The following is a 16,597-nucleotide window of genomic DNA, read 5'->3' as shown; positions in this document are numbered from 1 at the left end:
CTCAGATCCCCAGCTGCTTGCCCTCGTGCAGCTTGGCGATGGCGTTCTCGTCGCCGTCCAGCTCGACCTTGGCGGCGCTCTGCCGGCCGTAGGCGAACATCAGCAGCTCCGACGGCTCGCCGGTCACCGTGACGACCGGCGTGCCCTTGTGGGCCACCGCCGTCTGGCCGTCCGGGCGGCGCAGCACCAGACCCGTGGGCGCGGAACGGCCCACCAGGCGCGCGGAGCGCTCCAGACGGGACCACAGGGCGTCCTGGAAGACCGGGTCGAGCTCGCGCGGCGTCCAGTCGGGCTGGGCCCTGCGGACGTCCTCGGTGTGGACGTAGAACTCGATCGTGTTCGACGCCTCGTCGATCTGCTTGAGCTGGAAGGGCGAGAAGCGCGGCGGACCGGTGCGGATGAGCTGGATCAGCTCCTCGTACGGCTTGGCGGCGAACTCCTCCATCGCCTTGTCCAGGCGCGGGGCGAGCGGCTTGATCAGCAGACCGGCGGCGGCGTCGGGGCGGCGCTCGCGCACTACCACGTGCGCGGCCAGCTCACGGGTCTGCCAGCCCTCGCAGAGGGTGGGGGCCTCGGGGCCCTCGGCCTCCAAGAGGTCGGCGAGCAGAAGTCGTTCACGCTGGGCGAAGGTCGACATACAGTCAGCCTACGACCACCCCCCGAGTCCGCCCAGTGGACGTGGAACCGTCACTGTCAGTCGCGCGCGGCACAATGGCAGGCATGACCACCAGCACGCCCCGTCAGCCCAGCCGGCTGGACCCCGAGATCGCCGCGCGCCTCAAGCGCAGCGAAGACAGCCTCCTGCCCGCCATCGCCCAGCAGTACGACACCCAAGAGGTGCTGATGCTCGGCTGGATGGACGACGAGGCGCTGCATCGCACCCTCACCACCGGCCGCTGCACCTACTGGTCCCGCAGCCGCCAGGAGTACTGGGTCAAGGGCGACACCTCCGGCCACTTCCAGTGGGTGAAGTCGGTCGCCCTGGACTGCGACGCGGACACCCTCCTCGTCAAGGTCGACCAGGTCGGCGCCGCCTGCCACACCGGCGCGCGGACCTGCTTCGACGAGGACGTGCTGCTCAAGGACGGCGCCGATTCCGGCGCACCGGCCTCGGATCAGTAGGGTCAGCCGCCATGGACCTCGAGACGTTCCGCAAGCTCGCCACCGACCGCCGGGTCATCCCTGTCACCCGCAAGCTCCTCGCCGACGGCGACACCCCGGTCGCCCTCTACCGCAAGCTCGCCGCCGAGCGCTCCGGCACCTTCCTGCTGGAGTCCGCGGAGAACGGCCGCTCCTGGTCCCGCTACTCCTTCGTGGGCGTCCGCTCGGCCGCGACCCTCACGGCGCGCGACGGCCAGGCGCACTGGCTCGGCACCCCGCCCGTCGGCGTCCCCGTCGAGGGCGACCCGCTGGCCGCCCTGCGCGCCACCATCGAGGCCCTGCACACCCCGCGCGACCTCGCCCACGACCTGGGCCTGCCGCCCTTCACCGGCGGCATGGTCGGCTACCTCGGCTACGACATCGTGCGCCGCCTGGAGAAGATCGGCCCCGGCGAGCGGGACGACCTGAAGCTGCCCGAGCTGACCATGCTGCTCACCAGCGACCTCGCCGTCATGGACCACTGGGAGGGCTCCGTCCTGCTGATCGCCAACGCGATCAACCACAACGACCTCGACACCGGCGTCGACGAGGCATACGCCGACGCGGTAGCCCGCCTCGACGCCATGCAGGCCGACCTGACCCGCCCGGTCGCCCAGCCCCCGGCGGTCCTCCCGCCCTCGGAGCTGCCCGAGTACTCCGCGCTGTGGGGCGGCGAGGACTTCCAGGAGGCCGTCGAGGACATCAAGGAGCGCATCCGGGCCGGCGAGGCGTTCCAGGTGGTCCCCTCCCAGCGCTTCGAGACGCCGTGCACGGCGAGCGCGCTCGACGTCTACCGGGTGCTGCGGGCGACCAACCCCTCCCCATACATGTACCTGTTCCGGTTCGACGGCTTCGACGTCGTCGGTTCCTCCCCGGAAGCCCTGGTGAAGGTCGAGGACGGCCGCGCCATGGTCCACCCCATCGCCGGCACCCGGTGGCGCGGGGCGACCCCGCAGGAGGACCAGACCCTCGCCGACGAACTGCTCGCCGACCCCAAGGAGCGCGCCGAGCACCTGATGCTCGTCGACCTGGGCCGCAACGACCTGGGACGGGTCTGCGAACCGGGCTCCGTCGAGGTCGTCGACTTCATGTCCATCGAGCGGTACTCCCACGTGATGCACATCGTCTCCACGGTCACCGGCCGCGTCGCCCCGGGCCGCACGGCCTTCGACGTCCTGACGGCCTGTTTCCCGGCGGGCACCCTCTCCGGCGCCCCCAAGCCCCGCGCGATGCAGATCATCGACGAGCTCGAACCGTCCCGGCGCGGGCTGTACGGCGGCTGCGTCGGCTACCTCGACTTCGCGGGCGACTCCGACACCGCCATCGCCATCCGTACAGCCCTCCTGCGCGACGGCACCGCCTACGTCCAGGCGGGCGCCGGCATCGTCGCCGACTCGGACCCGGTCGCCGAGGACACCGAGTGCCGCAACAAGGCGGCGGCGGTCCTGCGCGCGGTGCACACGGCGAACCGCCTCGGCTGAACCGACCCCGCGCGAGGCCGAGTAGGCGTTCTCACATGAACCCCGGGTGACTGATCGCCCGGGGTTCGGGTGATAGTGGAGTACGTGACTGCTGTACCGCACCCCCGTTCCGAAGCCCCCGGCTCCGCCCGGGCCGGCCGTATGAGCCTCGCCGTAGCCCTGCTGTGCGGGGCGGTCGGCGCGGCCGTCGCGCTGCTCGCCACCCGGCAGCGCTGGTCGGAGGGCACCGCCACGGTGGCGGGCGGCCCCTTCCCCCTGACCGCCAAGGGCAGTGACGTCACCGGCGTCCCCGCCTCCCTGGCCATAGTGGGGCTCGCCGCGCTCGTCGCCGTCTTCGCCGTCCGCCGGGCCGGCCGCTTCATGGTCGCCGGTCTGCTCGCGCTCTCCGGCGCCGGCACCGTCGCCGCCGCCCTGCTCGGCGCCTCCGACAGCACCGCGCTGGACGAACAGGCCGCCCGGGCGTCCGGCGACACCTCGGCCACCGTCCAGGCCCTCACCCACACCGCCTGGCCGTACGTCGCCGCCGTGGGCGGGGCCCTGCTCCTGCTCGCGGGACTGCTTGCCCTGCGCTACGGCCGGCTGTGGCCCGGCATGTCCGGCCGCTACGAGCGCAACGGCACGCCCAGGCCGCGCCGCAAGCCCGAGGCCGCAGGCGACCCCGACCGGCCCGAGGAACTCTGGAAGGCCCTCGACCGGGGCGAGGATCCAACGGGGGCGTAGCGCTGCGCGGGGAGGCCGGTGACTTGCCTGCGGGTCGGTGGGGCTGGTCGCGCCCACGCGGCGGAGCCACATATCGATACAGCCCCGCGCCCCTTGAGGCGTTGCCCAGCCGGCGTTGAATTGCTCGCCGTCTTATCGCTCGGGCTACCCCCGATCACCGCAGCCGCGCGCGTGCGGGACAATGACTGCGAGCGTCCGGCTCGACACGTACTTCAGCAACGAGGAGCAAGCAATGGCGGGCAGCAGCCACGGTCACACCCCGGCCGCCTGGACCGGTGTCACGATCGCCTTCATCGGTTTCTGCGTGGCGGGCGCCTTCATGGTGATGGACCAGCCCGCGGGCTTCTGGGCCGGCATGGGCGTCGTGGTCCTCGGCGGCATCATCGCCTGGATCATGAGCGCCATGGGCATGGGCCAGCCCAAGGACGCGCACAAGACGCTGCTCACCACGCAGCAGAGCGAGGCGGCGAGCGCCAAGGGCTGACAGCCGCAGGTCTTCGTCGAGGGGCGACCCGGCACCGATGGGTGCCAGGGGGCGCCCCTCACGCGTGTGCGGGGCACAATGCATGACGTGAACGCCGACAGCCAGAGGGTGACACAGCCGCGTACCGGCGCCCTGTGGGGACGCCTGGCCGTCCCGGCGGGAGTGCTCGCGGCCGTCGTCGGCGCCTTCGCCTACGTAGGCGCCGTGGACCCGAACGAACCCGGCCACTACCCCGCCTGCCCGCTGCTCCAGTACACCGGCATCTACTGCCCCGGCTGCGGCGGACTGCGCAGCGCCCACGCCGTCGTGCACGGTGACTTCGCCGCGGCACTCCAGGACAACGCCCTCGCCGTCGCCGGCTACGCGCTCTTCGCCGTGATGTGGACCGTCTGGGTGGTCCGCACCGTGCGCGGCCGGCCGCTGCGGATCGATCTCGGGCCGGTGCAGCTCTGGACCGCGGGCGCGTTGCTGCTGGTCTTCACCGTTGTCCGGAACCTGCCCTTCGGTGGCTGGCTGCACCCTTGATCAACTCGGAACGTCCAGGTACTGGGACCGGCGTCAACCGGATGTGAGGCCTACGCCCTGCTCCGGATACCATCGCAGTGACCGGCGGTTTCGTACCGCTTTCACAGCCCACCGTCTGAAAGGGGGCCGCTCGCGTGAGTGTGCTCGACGAGATCATCGACGGAGTCCGTGCCGACCTCGCGGAGCGGCAGGCGCGCGTCAGCCTCGACGAGCTCAAGGAGCGCGCGGCGAAGGCTCCCGCGGCCAAGGACGGAGTGGCCGCGCTCAAGGGCGACGGCGTCAAGGTCATCTGTGAGGTCAAGCGCTCCAGCCCCTCCAAGGGCGCGCTGGCCGCGATCGCCGACCCGGCCGGGCTGGCCGCGGACTACGAGGCGGGCGGCGCCGCCGTCATCTCCGTCCTCACCGAGCAGCGCCGCTTCGGCGGCTCGCTGGCCGACCTGGAGGCCGTCCGCGCCCGCGTGGACATCCCGGTCCTGCGCAAGGACTTCATCGTCACGTCGTACCAGCTGTGGGAGGCCCGCGCGTACGGCGCCGACCTCGCGCTGCTGATCGTGGCGGCCCTGGAGCAGCCCGCCCTGGAGTCCCTCATCGAGCGCGCGGTGTCCATCGGTCTGACCCCGCTGGTCGAGGTGCACGACGAGGACGAGGTCGAGCGTGCCGTGGACGCGGGCGCGAAGATCATCGGTGTCAACGCGCGCAACCTGAAGACCCTGGAGGTCGACCGCGGCACCTTCGAGCGGGTTGCCCCGGAGATCCCCGACCACATCGTCAAGATCGCCGAGTCCGGCGTCCGCGGCCCGCACGACCTCATCGCCTACGCCAACGCCGGCGCCGACGCGGTCCTGGTCGGCGAGTCCCTGGTGACGGGGAAGGACCCGAAGTCCGCGGTCTCCGACCTGGTCGCGGCCGGCGAGCACCCCGCACTGCGGCACGGCCGCGGCTGATCACCCGCTAGGCTTAACAGCGATGAACCGCACTGTGACGACCACGGACAGGTACGCCCGCCTCGCGCGCGGCTGCCGCCCGAGGGGCTGCCGAGCCCCGGCGAGGCGTGTCCACGGCCGACGGGTGCGGTACGTCATCGGTGACGAACCCGGGCAGGTGAACGGCCGTCGATGGCAGCGCCCCTTCAGGGGCGCGGGGAACTGCGTGACCGGCCACACACGGTCCGCGGCCGCCTGACCATCCCCGCCCCCACGGCGATTAGTGCTTGTACACGCCACTCACCGTGAGGTATCCGCATGCCCAGCGAGTTCTTCATCCCAGACCCGGAGGGTCAAGTCCCCAGCGCCGAGGGCTACTTCGGCGCGTTCGGCGGCAAGTTCATCCCGGAGGCCCTCGTCGCCGCCGTGGACGAGGTGGCCGTCGAGTACGACAAGGCCAAGCACGACCCCGAGTTCGCCCGCGAGCTCGACGACCTGCTCGTCAACTACACCGGCCGCCCCAGCTCCCTCACCGAGGTGCCGAGGTTCGCCGAACACGCCGGCGGCGCCCGGATCTTCCTGAAGCGGGAAGACCTCAACCACACCGGCTCCCACAAGATTAACAACGTGCTCGGCCAGGCCCTGCTCACCAAGCGCATGGGCAAGACCCGGGTGATCGCCGAGACCGGCGCCGGCCAGCACGGCGTGGCAACGGCCACCGCCTGCGCCCTGTTCGGCCTCGAATGCACCATCTACATGGGCGAGATCGACACCCAGCGCCAGGCCCTCAACGTGGCCCGGATGCGCATGCTCGGGGCCGAGGTCATCGCCGTGAAGTCGGGCAGCCGCACCCTGAAGGACGCCATCAACGAGGCGTTCCGCGACTGGGTCGCCAACGTCGACCGCACCCACTACCTCTTCGGCACGGTCGCCGGACCGCACCCCTTCCCCGCCATGGTCCGCGACTTCCACCGCGTGATCGGCGTCGAGGCCCGCCGCCAGCTCCTGGAGCGCGCCGGGCGCCTCCCCGACGCCGCGATCGCCTGCGTCGGTGGCGGCTCCAACGCCATCGGCCTCTTCCACGCCTTCATCCCCGACACGGACGTACGCCTCATCGGCTGCGAGCCCGCCGGGCACGGCGTCGAGACCGGTGAGCACGCGGCGACGCTGACCGCCGGTGAGCCCGGCATCCTGCACGGCTCCCGCTCCTACGTCCTCCAGGACGAGGAGGGCCAGATCACCGAGCCGTACTCGATCTCGGCGGGTCTGGACTACCCCGGCATCGGGCCCGAGCACTCCTACCTCAAGGACAGCGGCCGCGGCGAGTACCGCGCGGTCACCGACGACGCGGCGATGCAGGCCCTGCGCCTGCTGTCGCGCACCGAGGGCATCATCCCGGCGATCGAGAGCGCCCACGCGCTCGCCGGAGCCCTGGAGGTCGGCAAGGAGCTGGGCAAGGACGGCCTGATCGTCGTCAACCTGTCCGGCCGCGGTGACAAGGACATGGACACGGCCGCCCGCTACTTCGGCCTGTACGACACCGACGCCGAGGTCGCCGCCGATGCCAACGGTGGCGTGGCCGAGATCCAGGGGGACGCCAAGTGAGCGGCAACATCCAGCTGTTGACGGACACCCTCAAGGCCGCCAGGGCCGAGGGCCGCTCCGCCCTCATCGCCTACCTCCCGGCCGGGTTCCCGACCGTGGACGGCGGCATCGAGGCGATCAAGGCCGCGCTGGACGGCGGCGCCGACGTCGTGGAGGTGGGGCTGCCGCACAGCGACCCCGTCCTCGACGGCCCGGTCATCCAGACCGCCGACGACATCGCCCTGCGCGGCGGGGTCAGGATCGCGGACGTCATGCGCACGGTCCGCGAGGCGCACGAGGCCACCGGCAAGCCGATCCTCGTGATGACGTACTGGAACCCCATCGACCGCTACGGCGTCGAGCGCTTCACCGCGGAGCTGGCCGAGGCGGGCGGCGCGGGCTGCATCCTGCCCGACCTGCCCGTCCAGGAGTCGGCGCTGTGGAGGGAGCACGCCGAGAAGCACGGCCTCGCGACGGTCTTCGTCGTGGCGCCGAGCAGCAAGGACGAGCGGCTCGGCCAGATCACCGCGGCCGGCAGCGGCTTCGTCTACGCCGCCTCGCTGATGGGCGTCACCGGCACCCGCGAGTCCGTGGGCGCACAGGCGCAGGACCTGGTCGAGCGCACCCGGGCCACCGGCACCGACCTGCCCGTCTGCGTCGGGCTCGGTGTCTCCAACGCCGACCAGGCGGCCGAGGTGGCAGGCTTCGCCGACGGCGTGATCGTCGGCTCGGCCTTCGTCAAGCGGATGCTGGACGCGCCGGACGACGCGGCCGGAGTCGAGGCCGTGCGCGAGCTCGCCGGCGATCTGGCGAAGGGCGTGCGTCGGCAGGCGTAGCCCTGACCTGCGGCGGACTCCCTCCGCAGGGGACATCTTCAGAAGAAGGGTCTTCCGTACGAGTCGCTCGAACGGGTGGACCTGAGGCCGGGGAGGCGCGCTGCGCCTCCCCGGTTCGTTCTGCGGGTGTGAGCGAAAAGAATCGTGACGGAAAGCGGACCGCCCGTGAGCGGCTGGCGGTCGAGCGTGAGAAGCAGAAGGCCTCCGACAAGCGCCGTCGTGCGCTGATCGTGGGCGCCGGCGTCGTCTGCGTCCTCGGACTCGCGGCGGTCATCGGCGTCGTCGCGGCCAACGCCGGCAAGGACAGCGGCAGCGAGGCGGGACCCGTCGTCGGGCCCTCCGGGGCACAGGGCAAGGACGGTCTCGCGATCCCCGTCGGCCAGGAGAGCGCCAAGTCGACGCTCACGGTCTGGGAGGACTTCCGCTGCCCGGCCTGCAAGTCCTTCGAGGACGCCTACCGGTCGACGATCCACGAGCTGACGGACGCCGGTCAACTCCGGGTCGAGTACCACCTGGCGACGATCATCGACGGCAACATGGGCGGCACCGGCTCGCGCAACGCCGCCAACGCGGCGGCCTGCGCCCAGGACGCCGGGAAGTTCACGCAGTACCACGACGTGCTCTACGAGAACCAGCCGCCGGAGGTCGACGACGCCTTCGCCAAGAACAGCAAGCTCTTCGAGCTCGCGGGCAAGGTCAAGGGCCTGGACACGCCCGCCTTCCGCAAGTGCGTCGAGGACGGCACCCACAACAGCTGGGTGGAGAAGTCCAACGACGCCTTCAAGAGCGGCGGCTTCAGCGGTACGCCGACGGTCCTGCTCAACGGCAAGAACATCTACCAGGACCAGACGATGACTCCGGCCAAGCTGAAGCAGATGGTGGAGGAAGCCGCCAAGGGCTGAGCCCCGGCGCCTGTTATGGACCCGTAGCCGGGCTGCCTGACATCGGTGCCGCCCGGCAGGGTAGCGTCGACCTTGCCATGGAACTTGCCTACATTCCCAGCCCGTCGCGCGGGGTGATCCACCTCGGCCCCATTCCGCTGCGCGGCTACGCCTTCTGCATCATCATCGGTGTCTTCGTAGCCGTCTGGCTCGGCAACAAACGCTGGATCGCCCGGGGCGGGCGGTCCGGCACCGTCGCCGACATCGCGGTCTGGGCCGTCCCGTTCGGACTGGTCGGCGGGCGCCTCTATCACGTGATCACGGACTACGAGCTGTACTTCAGCGAGGGCCGTGACTGGGTGGACGCCTTCAAGATCTGGGAAGGCGGCCTCGGTATCTGGGGCGCCATCGCGCTCGGCGGGCTCGGCGCGTGGATCGGCTGCCGCCGCCGCGGCATCCCGATGCCCGCCTACGCCGACGCCGTGGCGCCCGGCATCGCCCTCGCCCAGGCGATCGGACGCTGGGGCAACTGGTTCAACCAGGAGCTCTACGGACGCGAGACCGACGTCCCCTGGGCGCTGAAGATCACCTCCTCGACGGACGGCCGGGTGCCGGGCACCTACCACCCGACGTTCCTGTACGAGTCGCTGTGGTGCATCGGCGTCGCGGTGCTTGTGATCTGGGCCGACCGCCGCTTCAAGCTGGGACACGGGCGGGCGTTCGCGCTGTACGTCGCCTCGTACTGCGTGGGCCGGTTCTGGGTCGAGTACATGCGGGTCGACGACGCCCACCACATCCTCGGGCTGCGGCTGAACAACTGGACCGCGCTGATCGTGTTCCTGCTCGCGGTGGCCTACATCGTGATCTCGGCGAAGAAGCGGCCGGGCCGCGAGGCCGTGGTCGAGCCGGGCGCGGATGCCTCCGGCGGTGAGACCGAGGGCGACACGGACGCCGACGCCGACTCCGCCGCCGAGGCGAAGGACGAGGACGCCAAGGGCGAGGCCGAGGAAGACGTCGACGAAGGCGTGAAGGAAGACGTCAAGGACGAAGCCGGGTCGGGGACGAAGAAGACCTGAGGTTCGGCTCTACGACGATGAGGGCGTCCGGATGTCCGGGCGCCCTCTGTTGTGCGTCGTTCGCCGCCGCGGCGGAACACGAAAGGGTGCGATCAGGTGCGGCGGGCCAGGGACAAGGTCCGCTGCGCCGCCGTCACCACCGCCGCGTCGATGAACGTGCCGTCTTGGAGGGCCTGCGCGCCCTGTTCCGTCGTGGCCGCCTTGATGATCGTCTCCGCCTGCTCCAGCTCCTTCTCAGTGGGGAGGTAGGCCCGCTCGATCACCGGGAGCTGGCGCGGGTGGATCGCGGCCCGGCCCAGGAAGCCGAGGGTGCGGCCGTGGGCGCAGGAGGCCGCCAGGCCCTCCAGGTCGCGGATGTCGGGGTGGATCGACTGAGAGGGCGGGGGCAGGGCCGCCGCGCGGGCGGCCACGACGACGCGCGAGCGGCACCAGTCGAGGCCCGCGTCGCCGCGTACGCCCAGGTCGGCCCGTAGATCCGCCTCGCCCAGCGAGATGCCGCGCAGGGTGGGGTGGGCGGCGGCGATCGCGTGGGCGCGTTCGATCCCCAGGGCCGATTCCAGGAGGGCGTGCAGCGGGGTCGTGCCCGGAGCGGTGGGCGGGGTGGTCTGGGCGAGGTGGATGATCTGCTCGGCGGAGGTCACCTTCGGCAGGCGCAGCGCGGCCAGGCCGGGCAGGGCGGCCAGGATCGCGATGTCCTTCGCACCGGGCGGGGTGTCCAGGGCGTTGACCCGTACATGGACGGGGACGGGGTGCTCCGGGTCCGCGAGCAGGTCGGCCGTGGCCGCCCGGGCGTAGTCCTTGCGGTCCGGGGCCACGGCGTCCTCCAGGTCGACGATGACGACGTCGGCACCGGACAGAAGAGCCTTGGCCACCACACGCGGGCGGTCGCCGGGGGCGTACAGCCAGGTCAGGGGGTAGGCGGCGGTGTTGGCCCGGACGGTCACAGGGCGCCTTCCTCGCGCAGGGCCGCCAGGTCGGCGGGGGTCAGGCCCAGGCCGGTGAGGATCTCCTCGGTGTCCGCGCCGTGCGGGCGGCCGGTCCAGCGGATCGTGCCGGGCGTCGCGGAGAGCCGGAAGAGGACGTTCTGCATGCGGAGCGGGCCGAGTTCGGGGTCCTCGACGGTGGTGATGGTGTCCAGGGCCGCGTACTGCGGATCCGTCATCACATCCCGTACGTCCTGGATCGGGGCCACCGCCGCCTCCGCCTTCTCGAAGGCGGCGAGGACGTCGGCGCGGGTGTGGCGGGCGATCCAGCCGCCGACGGCCCGGTCGAGGACGTCGGCGTGCCGGGCCCGGTCGGCGCCGGTCGCGAACCACGGTTCGTCGATCAGGTCCGGCCGTCCCACCAGGTGCATCACACGCTCGGCGATCGACTGGGCCGAGGTGGAGACCGCGACCCAGCTGCCGTCCGCCGTGCGGTAGGTGTTGCGCGGGGCGTTGTTGGCGGAGCGGTTGCCGGTGCGTTCCTGGACGTAGCCGAGCTGGTCGTACCAGGTCGCCTGGGGGCCGAGGGCCAGCAGCATCGGCTCGATCAGCGCCATGTCGACGACCTGGCCCTCGCCGGTGCGTTCGCGGGCGGCCAGTGCCGTCATCACCGCGTACGCCGTCGCCAGGCCCGCGATCGAGTCGGCCAGGCCGAACGGCGGCAGCGTCGGGGGCGCGTCCGGTTCGCCGGTGAGGGCCGCGAAGCCGCTCATGGCCTCGGCGAGGGTGCCGAAGCCGGGGCGGTGGGCGTAGGGCCCGAACTGACCGAAGCCGGTGACGCGGGTGAGGATCAGGCGGGGGTTGGCGGCGGAGAGCTCGGGCCAGCCGAGGTCCCACTTCTCCAGGGTGCCGGGGCGGAAGTTCTCGATGACGACGTCCGCGGTCGCGGCGAGGCGCAGCAGGGTGGCCCGGCCGCCGGGCTTGGACAGGTTGAGGGTGATCGTGCGCTTGTTGCGGCCGAGGACCTTCCACCACAGGCCCACGCCGTCCTTCGACGGGCCGTGTCCGCGGGAGGGGTCGGGCCGGTCGGGGTGCTCGACCTTGACGACCTCCGCGCCGTAGTCGCCGAGCATCGTGGCGGCGAGGGGGCCCGCGAAGAGGGTGGCCAGGTCGAGGACGCGCAGGCCGGTGAGGGGAGCGGGGGGAAGGGGACGGGTCTCGGTGCCGGGGGCGCTCATGACGCGTACGCCTCCTCGATCTCGGGGCGGTACGGCATCGCGACGGAGGCGCCCTCCCGCTGGACCGACAGCGCGGCCGCCGCGGCCGCCCACTTCAGGGCGTCCGGCATGGGGCGCCCTTCGCCCAGCGCCACCGCGAGCGCGCCGACGAAGGTGTCGCCCGCGCCGGTGGAGTCGACGGCGGTGACCTTCGGGGCGGGCACCGTCAGGGGTTCGGCGCCGCGGGTGACGTACAGGCTGCCGGCGGCGCCCAGGGTGACGACCACCTCGGGGACCTGGTCCAGCAGCGAGGTGGCTGCCTCGCGGGGGTCGGTGCGGCCGGTGAGGGCGGTGGCCTCGTGCTCGTTGGGGACCAACAGGTCGACCGAGGCGAGGAGTTCGTGCGGGAGGGACCGGGCGGGGGAGGGGGTGAGGATCGTACGGACGTCGTGGCGGCGGGCCGCCTGGGCGCCGGCGAGGACGGCGGGGAGCGGGATCTCCAGCTGGAGCAGCAGGGTGCCGGCGGCGGCGATGACGCCCTCGTCGCCGGGGCTGAGGTGGTCGAGCGTGCCGTTCGCGCCGGGGATCACGACGATCGCGTTGCCGCCCTCGTCGTCCACGACGATGTGCGCGGTGCCGGAGGCGCCCTCGGCCGTGCGGAGGTCGTCGGTGTCCACGCCGGAGTGTTCGAGGTTGGCGCGCAGCCGGGTGCCGAAGGCGTCGTTGCCGACCGCGCCGATCATCGAGACCAGGCCGCCCGCGCGGGCCGCCGCGATGGCCTGGTTGGCGCCCTTGCCGCCGGGGATCGTGCGGAAGTCCCGGCCCGTCACGGTCTCACCGCGCTGCGGGGCCTTCTCGACGTAGGTGACGAGGTCCATGTTCGTGCTGCCGAGCACGACGATGTCGGTCATGGGCGAGGTGCCTCCCGGGGGGTGTGCTGGTGGGTGAGGTCGTGGGTGAGCCGGGCCAGTGCGTCGAAGCCGGTGCCGTTGAAGTCGGCGACGGAGGTGGCGAGGCGGTTCTTGAGAGGGGTCGTCCAGCGGTCGGGAAGAGCGGCGGGGGTGCCGGCGAGGAGGGCGGCGACGCTGCCCGCCGTCGCACCGTTGGAGTCGGTGTCCCAGCCTCCCGACACGGCTCGGCAGATGGAGCCGGTGAAGTCGCCGTCGGCGTGGGTGAGGGCGGCGGCGATCAGGGCGGTGTTGGGGACGGCGTGGACCCAGTGGTGGGTGTCCGCGTGGGTGGCGTGCAGTTCGTCGACGACCCTGTCGAAGTCCTCGTGGACACGGGCCAGTTGGACGGCGTGCCGCACGGCATCCGCCAGTCGGGACCTCGGGGGGATCACCGTGAGGCCGGTGCGCAGACAGGTGTGGATGTCGTCCGGAGCGGTCGCCACCGCCGCCTGTGCGACGACCGCGGCGGTGAACATGGCCGCGTAGACGCCGTTGGCGGTGTGCGTGAGGGTGGCGTCGCGGTGGGCCTGTTCGGCGGCGGCACCGGGGTCACCGGGGTTGGTCCAGCCGTGGACGTCCGCGCGGATGAGGGCGCCGATCCACTCGCGGAAGGGGTTGCGGTGGCGGGCCGTGTACGGGGGCTCGATGCCGAGGAGGAGGTTGCGGTACGCGACGCGCTCGGCGGTGAAGGTGCGGCCGGCCGGGAGCTCGTCCAGCCAGAGACGGGCCACGTCGGTGGTGGTGAAGTCCCGGCCGTGGCGCTGGAGCAGGAGCAGGTCGAGCAGGGGGTAGTTGAGGTCGTCGTCCTCGGGCATCCCGTCGATGTTCTCGGCGAGGGAGGTGGGGGCGGAACGGCGGTTCCAGGGGTGGGCCGCGAGCAGTTCCGGGGGGACGCCCTTCGCCGTGAAGTACGAGTTCAGGGGCTGGTTGCCGGTGGCCGCGGCAAGCCGGCGGATCCCTTCCAGGGGGAGCTTCTCGACGGGCTTGCCGAGCAGACAGCCGACGGCCCGGCCGAGCCAGGCGGCCTCGTAGCGGGACACGGGCGGCGCGGCCGGGGGCGGGGCCGGTCGGGATGCGGTCGGTTCGGCCGCGGACGGGGGCGGTGCGGGCCAGGACGGGCAGCTCGCCCTGATCCTCGCGAGGTCGGTGGGCTCCCGGTCCGCCAACCTGCTCGGCAGGTCCGCCAGTTCGTCCAGCAGATCCTCGGCCAGGGTGCGCAGATATCTCGACGTGGGCTCCGGTGACGCCCCCGCGCGCAACGGCGCCTCCCGGCCGCCGGCCGCCCGCCACCTCGCCGCGATCCTCGACGGCTCCCGGCCGTCCAGTGCGGCCTGGCGCAGCTCGTGGCCGATCAGGTCCTCCGGCTGGACCCAGGTCAGTCGGAGCACGGCCGGCCCTCCAGCGCCGCGAACGCCGCCTCGTGGGCGCGGCGCCGGCGTACGTCCCGGGCGTGGATCTCCCTCGTGACCTCGGCCAGGGTGCGGGGCGGTTCCCACAGGTCCAGTCGGCTGGCCTCCGCGACCGCCTTCGACCAGTCCTCGGGGACCGGTGAGCCGAGGGCGCCGGAGAGGGCGCCGGCCATGGTGGCGATGGAGTCGCAGTCGCGGCCGTAGTTGACGGCGCCCAGAACCGAGCGGCGGTGGTCGCCGCCCGCGATCAGCAGCATGGCCAGGGCGACGGGGAGTTCCTCGATGGCGTGCAGACGGGAGGGGCGCCGCGCGCCGAGGGAGGGCCGCCGGTAGTCAGGGCCGACCGTGTCGTACGGGGCGACCGCCTCCCGGAGCGGGATCAGCGCCGACTCGAAGTCCTGGTGGGCGCCCGCCACTTCGCAGACCTTCTCGATCGCCGTCCGCGTGCCGTCCTTCGCCAGCGACAGGCAGGCCGCGATCACCGAGTCCGGTGTCGCCCCAGGTGCGCAGGCCGCCGCCACCGCCGCCGCGAAGACGCCCGCCGCCTCACGGCCGTACGACGACTGGTGGGCGCCCGCGATGTCCAGGGCCTCCGTGTACGCCGCCCTCGGGTCGGCCGCGTTGACCAGGCCGACCGGGGCCATGTACATCGCCGCACCGCAGTTGACGATGTTGCCGGCGCCGGCCTCCCGCGGGTCCACATGGCCGTAGTGAATGCGGGCCACGAGCCACTTCTCGGCCAGGAAGACGCGGTGCAGGGGGAGCGCCTCCGCCTCCAGTTCCGGGATCCAGCGCGGGTTCGTCATCAGGTCCGGGACCAGGTGGTCGGCGACCGCGTACGCGTCGAGGTGGTCGCGGACGGAGCCGTAGACGCGGACCAGCGCGTGCGTCAGCAACGTGTCGTCGGTGACGTGCCCGTCGCCCTTGTGGTACGGCGCGATGGGGCGGGCCGTACGCCAGGCGTCGCCGTTCCAGGGGCCGACGATGCCGTGCACCCGGCCGCCGTGGCGCTCAAGGATCTGGTCGGGGGAGTAGCCCTCCACCGGGCCGCCGAGGGCGTCGCCGACCGCCGCGCCGACCAGGGCGCCGGTGATCCGCTCGTCGAGACGCGGACCACTGCTTTCATCTGCTTTGGGCGTCATGCCCCGAATCATCCTCCTGGTCGGGCCGGTTGTGTGGCTTCCAGGAGTTCGGCGAGTTCCACCAGGTCGGTGCCGGTGAGGCGGGGGAGCACGCAGCCGGAGAGGGTGCGGCAGGTGTCGCGCCAGGACGCGGGGATCGACGCGCCGCCGCCCAGGGCGCCGGTCAGCGCGCCGGCCAGGGCCGGTGCGGAGTCGGCGACGCGGGAGAGGCACGCGGCGGCGGGGACCGCCTCGGCGATACGGCCGTCGGAGGCGACCGTGAGGGCGAGGGCGACCGGGACCGTCTCGGCGGCGGCGATGCCGTAGCTGTAGACGTGGTCGACGATCTGGTGTTCCAGGAGGGGGATCAGGGCGAAGGCGCTGTCGGCGGTCCGGGCGAGGTGCAGGGCGTGGCGGGCGTTCCGGCCGATCTCCGTCTCCTCGGGGAGTTCGGCGAGGGCGGCTGTCACGCAGGCCGTGGTGTTCGCGCCGGTCAGGGCCAGGGACACGGCCGCCGCCATCGCCCTCGCACCGTGCACTCCGTCGCCGTCCTGGGTGTAGCGGGCGTCGAACTCGGCGAGGTCGGCGGCGCGGTGGGGGTCGCCGGGGTGTGCCACGGCGAGGACACAGGCGCGGATGCAGGCGGCGTCGTCGAAGTAGTGCGGGTTGTCGTGGCCGGTGGCGGGTGGCCGCAGGCCGGTGGCGAGGTTGCCGAGGCCGGCGCGGACGGAGATGCGGGCGCGCAGGGGGAGGATGGCCGACTCGATCTCCGGGGCGCGGTCGGCCGCGGCGGCCACCTCGCTGGCGACGGCGTTCCAGGTGAGGTCGATGGCGGCTCGGGTGCGGCGTTCCCGGCTGAGGTCGCCGAGGGCCGTGTCGTCGCCGGCTCTCAGTACGGCTTCGGCGGCGAAGGTCGCCCATTCCGCGTCGTCGGAGGGGCCCAGGCGGAGGGGTTCGGGGGGTTGGTTGAGGGCGATCGGGACGGGGAGGGTGGTGGTCGCGTTGTGCTCGGCGAAGGTGTCGAGTTCCCGGGTGAGGCGGCGGGTCCATTCCGGCATGCGGGCGGCACGGTGGCGGGCGGCGGGCCAGCCGGCGGCGTCGCCTGCGGCGAGGCCGAGGAGCAGGCCGAGGACGCGCTGACCGGCCTCGGCTCCGCCTTCGGCCTGCTGTTTCCCACCCGCACCACCCGTGCGAGTTTCGTCGTCGGGTGCGGGTGGCCCTGGTGGGGGCTGCACGCCGTCGGCGACTGCGGGTGAGTGGGGCGGGGGCGTTCGCAGGTCGGCCGGCGCCGTGAGTGGTGTGGGGTCGGTGTCGGCAGGGGCGGTCG

At 72.6% G+C, this 16,597-nt stretch carries 18 protein-coding genes; 11 read left to right on the top strand and 7 right to left on the bottom strand.

Features of this window, described 5'->3' with window-relative positions:
• Nucleotide 1: 1 nt before the first annotated feature.
• The gene (locus PGH47_RS11175) at nucleotides 2–637 is read right to left on the bottom strand and encodes a TIGR03085 family metal-binding protein (RefSeq protein WP_271663296.1); all 636 of its coding nucleotides are present in this window, start codon (nucleotides 635–637) and stop codon (nucleotides 2–4) included.
• 83 nt (nucleotides 638–720) lie between these two features.
• Here PGH47_RS11175 and hisI point away from each other — a divergent pair, with 83 nt between their 5' ends.
• The 11 genes from hisI to lgt all read left to right on the top strand — a co-directional run bounded on the left by hisI (nucleotide 721) and on the right by lgt (nucleotide 9,650).
• Nucleotides 721–1,122, top strand: a complete 402-nt coding sequence (gene hisI / locus PGH47_RS11170; RefSeq protein ID WP_443048480.1) for a phosphoribosyl-AMP cyclohydrolase — start codon at nucleotides 721–723, stop codon at nucleotides 1,120–1,122.
• Between the two features lie 11 nt (nucleotides 1,123–1,133).
• Nucleotides 1,134–2,621 carry an anthranilate synthase component I gene (locus tag PGH47_RS11165; protein WP_271663294.1) on the top strand — a complete coding sequence of 496 codons (1,488 nt, stop codon included), beginning with the start codon at nucleotides 1,134–1,136 and terminating at the stop codon, nucleotides 2,619–2,621.
• Nucleotides 2,622–2,696: 75 nt separating this feature from the next.
• Entirely contained in the window at nucleotides 2,697–3,341 is a 645-nt protein-coding gene (locus PGH47_RS11160; protein WP_271663293.1) for a TIGR02234 family membrane protein, read from the top strand.
• A gap of 232 nt (nucleotides 3,342–3,573) precedes the next feature.
• Nucleotides 3,574–3,825, top strand: coding sequence for an HGxxPAAW family protein (locus PGH47_RS11155; RefSeq protein WP_271663292.1), 252 nt, complete (start codon nucleotides 3,574–3,576; stop codon nucleotides 3,823–3,825).
• Nucleotides 3,826–3,903: 78 nt separating this feature from the next.
• A complete protein-coding gene (locus tag PGH47_RS11150) occupies nucleotides 3,904–4,350 on the top strand; it encodes a DUF2752 domain-containing protein (protein ID WP_271663291.1) in 447 nt (148 codons plus the stop codon).
• 134 nt (nucleotides 4,351–4,484) lie between these two features.
• On the top strand, nucleotides 4,485–5,294 hold the full coding sequence (gene trpC, locus PGH47_RS11145; RefSeq protein ID WP_126898552.1) for an indole-3-glycerol phosphate synthase TrpC: 810 nt from the start codon (nucleotides 4,485–4,487) through the stop codon (nucleotides 5,292–5,294).
• 22 nt (nucleotides 5,295–5,316) lie between these two features.
• Entirely contained in the window at nucleotides 5,317–5,532 is a 216-nt protein-coding gene (trpM, locus tag PGH47_RS43220; protein ID WP_435887779.1) for a tryptophan biosynthesis modulator TrpM, read from the top strand.
• 59 nt (nucleotides 5,533–5,591) lie between these two features.
• On the top strand, nucleotides 5,592–6,878 hold the full coding sequence (gene trpB, locus PGH47_RS11140; protein WP_271663290.1) for a tryptophan synthase subunit beta: 1,287 nt from the start codon (nucleotides 5,592–5,594) through the stop codon (nucleotides 6,876–6,878).
• Nucleotides 6,875–7,693 carry a tryptophan synthase subunit alpha gene (gene trpA, locus PGH47_RS11135; RefSeq protein ID WP_271663289.1) on the top strand — a complete coding sequence of 273 codons (819 nt, stop codon included), beginning with the start codon at nucleotides 6,875–6,877 and terminating at the stop codon, nucleotides 7,691–7,693. The genes trpB and trpA overlap by 4 nt, the downstream gene beginning before the upstream one ends.
• A 128-nt stretch (nucleotides 7,694–7,821) precedes the next feature.
• Nucleotides 7,822–8,595, top strand: coding sequence for a DsbA family protein (locus tag PGH47_RS11130; RefSeq protein ID WP_271663288.1), 774 nt, complete (start codon nucleotides 7,822–7,824; stop codon nucleotides 8,593–8,595).
• A 77-nt stretch (nucleotides 8,596–8,672) separates the two neighbouring features.
• Nucleotides 8,673–9,650, top strand: coding sequence for a prolipoprotein diacylglyceryl transferase (gene lgt, locus PGH47_RS11125; RefSeq protein ID WP_271663287.1), 978 nt, complete (start codon nucleotides 8,673–8,675; stop codon nucleotides 9,648–9,650).
• 92 nt (nucleotides 9,651–9,742) lie between these two features.
• Here the strand turns inward: lgt and PGH47_RS11120 are convergent, their stop codons facing one another.
• From PGH47_RS11120 to PGH47_RS11095, 6 genes are read right to left on the bottom strand one after another with little or no spacing between them, the layout of a single operon-like run.
• Complete coding sequence (locus tag PGH47_RS11120; RefSeq protein WP_271663286.1) at nucleotides 9,743–10,594, bottom strand: HpcH/HpaI aldolase/citrate lyase family protein; 852 nt, start codon at nucleotides 10,592–10,594, stop codon at nucleotides 9,743–9,745.
• Nucleotides 10,591–11,811: a CaiB/BaiF CoA transferase family protein gene (locus tag PGH47_RS11115; RefSeq protein WP_271663285.1), complete on the bottom strand. Its 1,221-nt coding sequence runs from the start codon at nucleotides 11,809–11,811 to the stop codon at nucleotides 10,591–10,593. Before PGH47_RS11115 ends, PGH47_RS11120 begins: the two co-directional genes overlap by 4 nt.
• Entirely contained in the window at nucleotides 11,808–12,701 is an 894-nt protein-coding gene (gene rbsK, locus PGH47_RS11110; RefSeq protein ID WP_271663284.1) for a ribokinase, read from the bottom strand. Before rbsK ends, PGH47_RS11115 begins: the two co-directional genes overlap by 4 nt.
• Entirely contained in the window at nucleotides 12,698–14,128 is a 1,431-nt protein-coding gene (locus PGH47_RS11105; RefSeq protein WP_271663283.1) for an ADP-ribosylglycohydrolase family protein, read from the bottom strand. The genes rbsK and PGH47_RS11105 overlap by 4 nt, the downstream gene beginning before the upstream one ends.
• Entirely contained in the window at nucleotides 14,116–15,291 is a 1,176-nt protein-coding gene (locus PGH47_RS11100; protein ID WP_271663282.1) for an ADP-ribosylglycohydrolase family protein, read from the bottom strand. The genes PGH47_RS11105 and PGH47_RS11100 overlap by 13 nt, the downstream gene beginning before the upstream one ends.
• 8 nt (nucleotides 15,292–15,299) lie before the next feature.
• Entirely contained in the window at nucleotides 15,300–16,547 is a 1,248-nt protein-coding gene (locus PGH47_RS11095; protein WP_271668029.1) for an ADP-ribosylglycohydrolase family protein, read from the bottom strand.
• Between the last annotated feature and the right edge of the window lie 50 nt (nucleotides 16,548–16,597).

It is taken from the genome of Streptomyces sp. HUAS 31 (genome assembly GCF_028198125.1).
GTDB classification, from domain to species: domain Bacteria; phylum Actinomycetota; class Actinomycetes; order Streptomycetales; family Streptomycetaceae; genus Streptomyces; species Streptomyces chartreusis.
The sequence above is the reverse complement of the archived record's forward strand: the minus strand, read 5'-3'. Positions and strand labels throughout refer to the sequence as shown.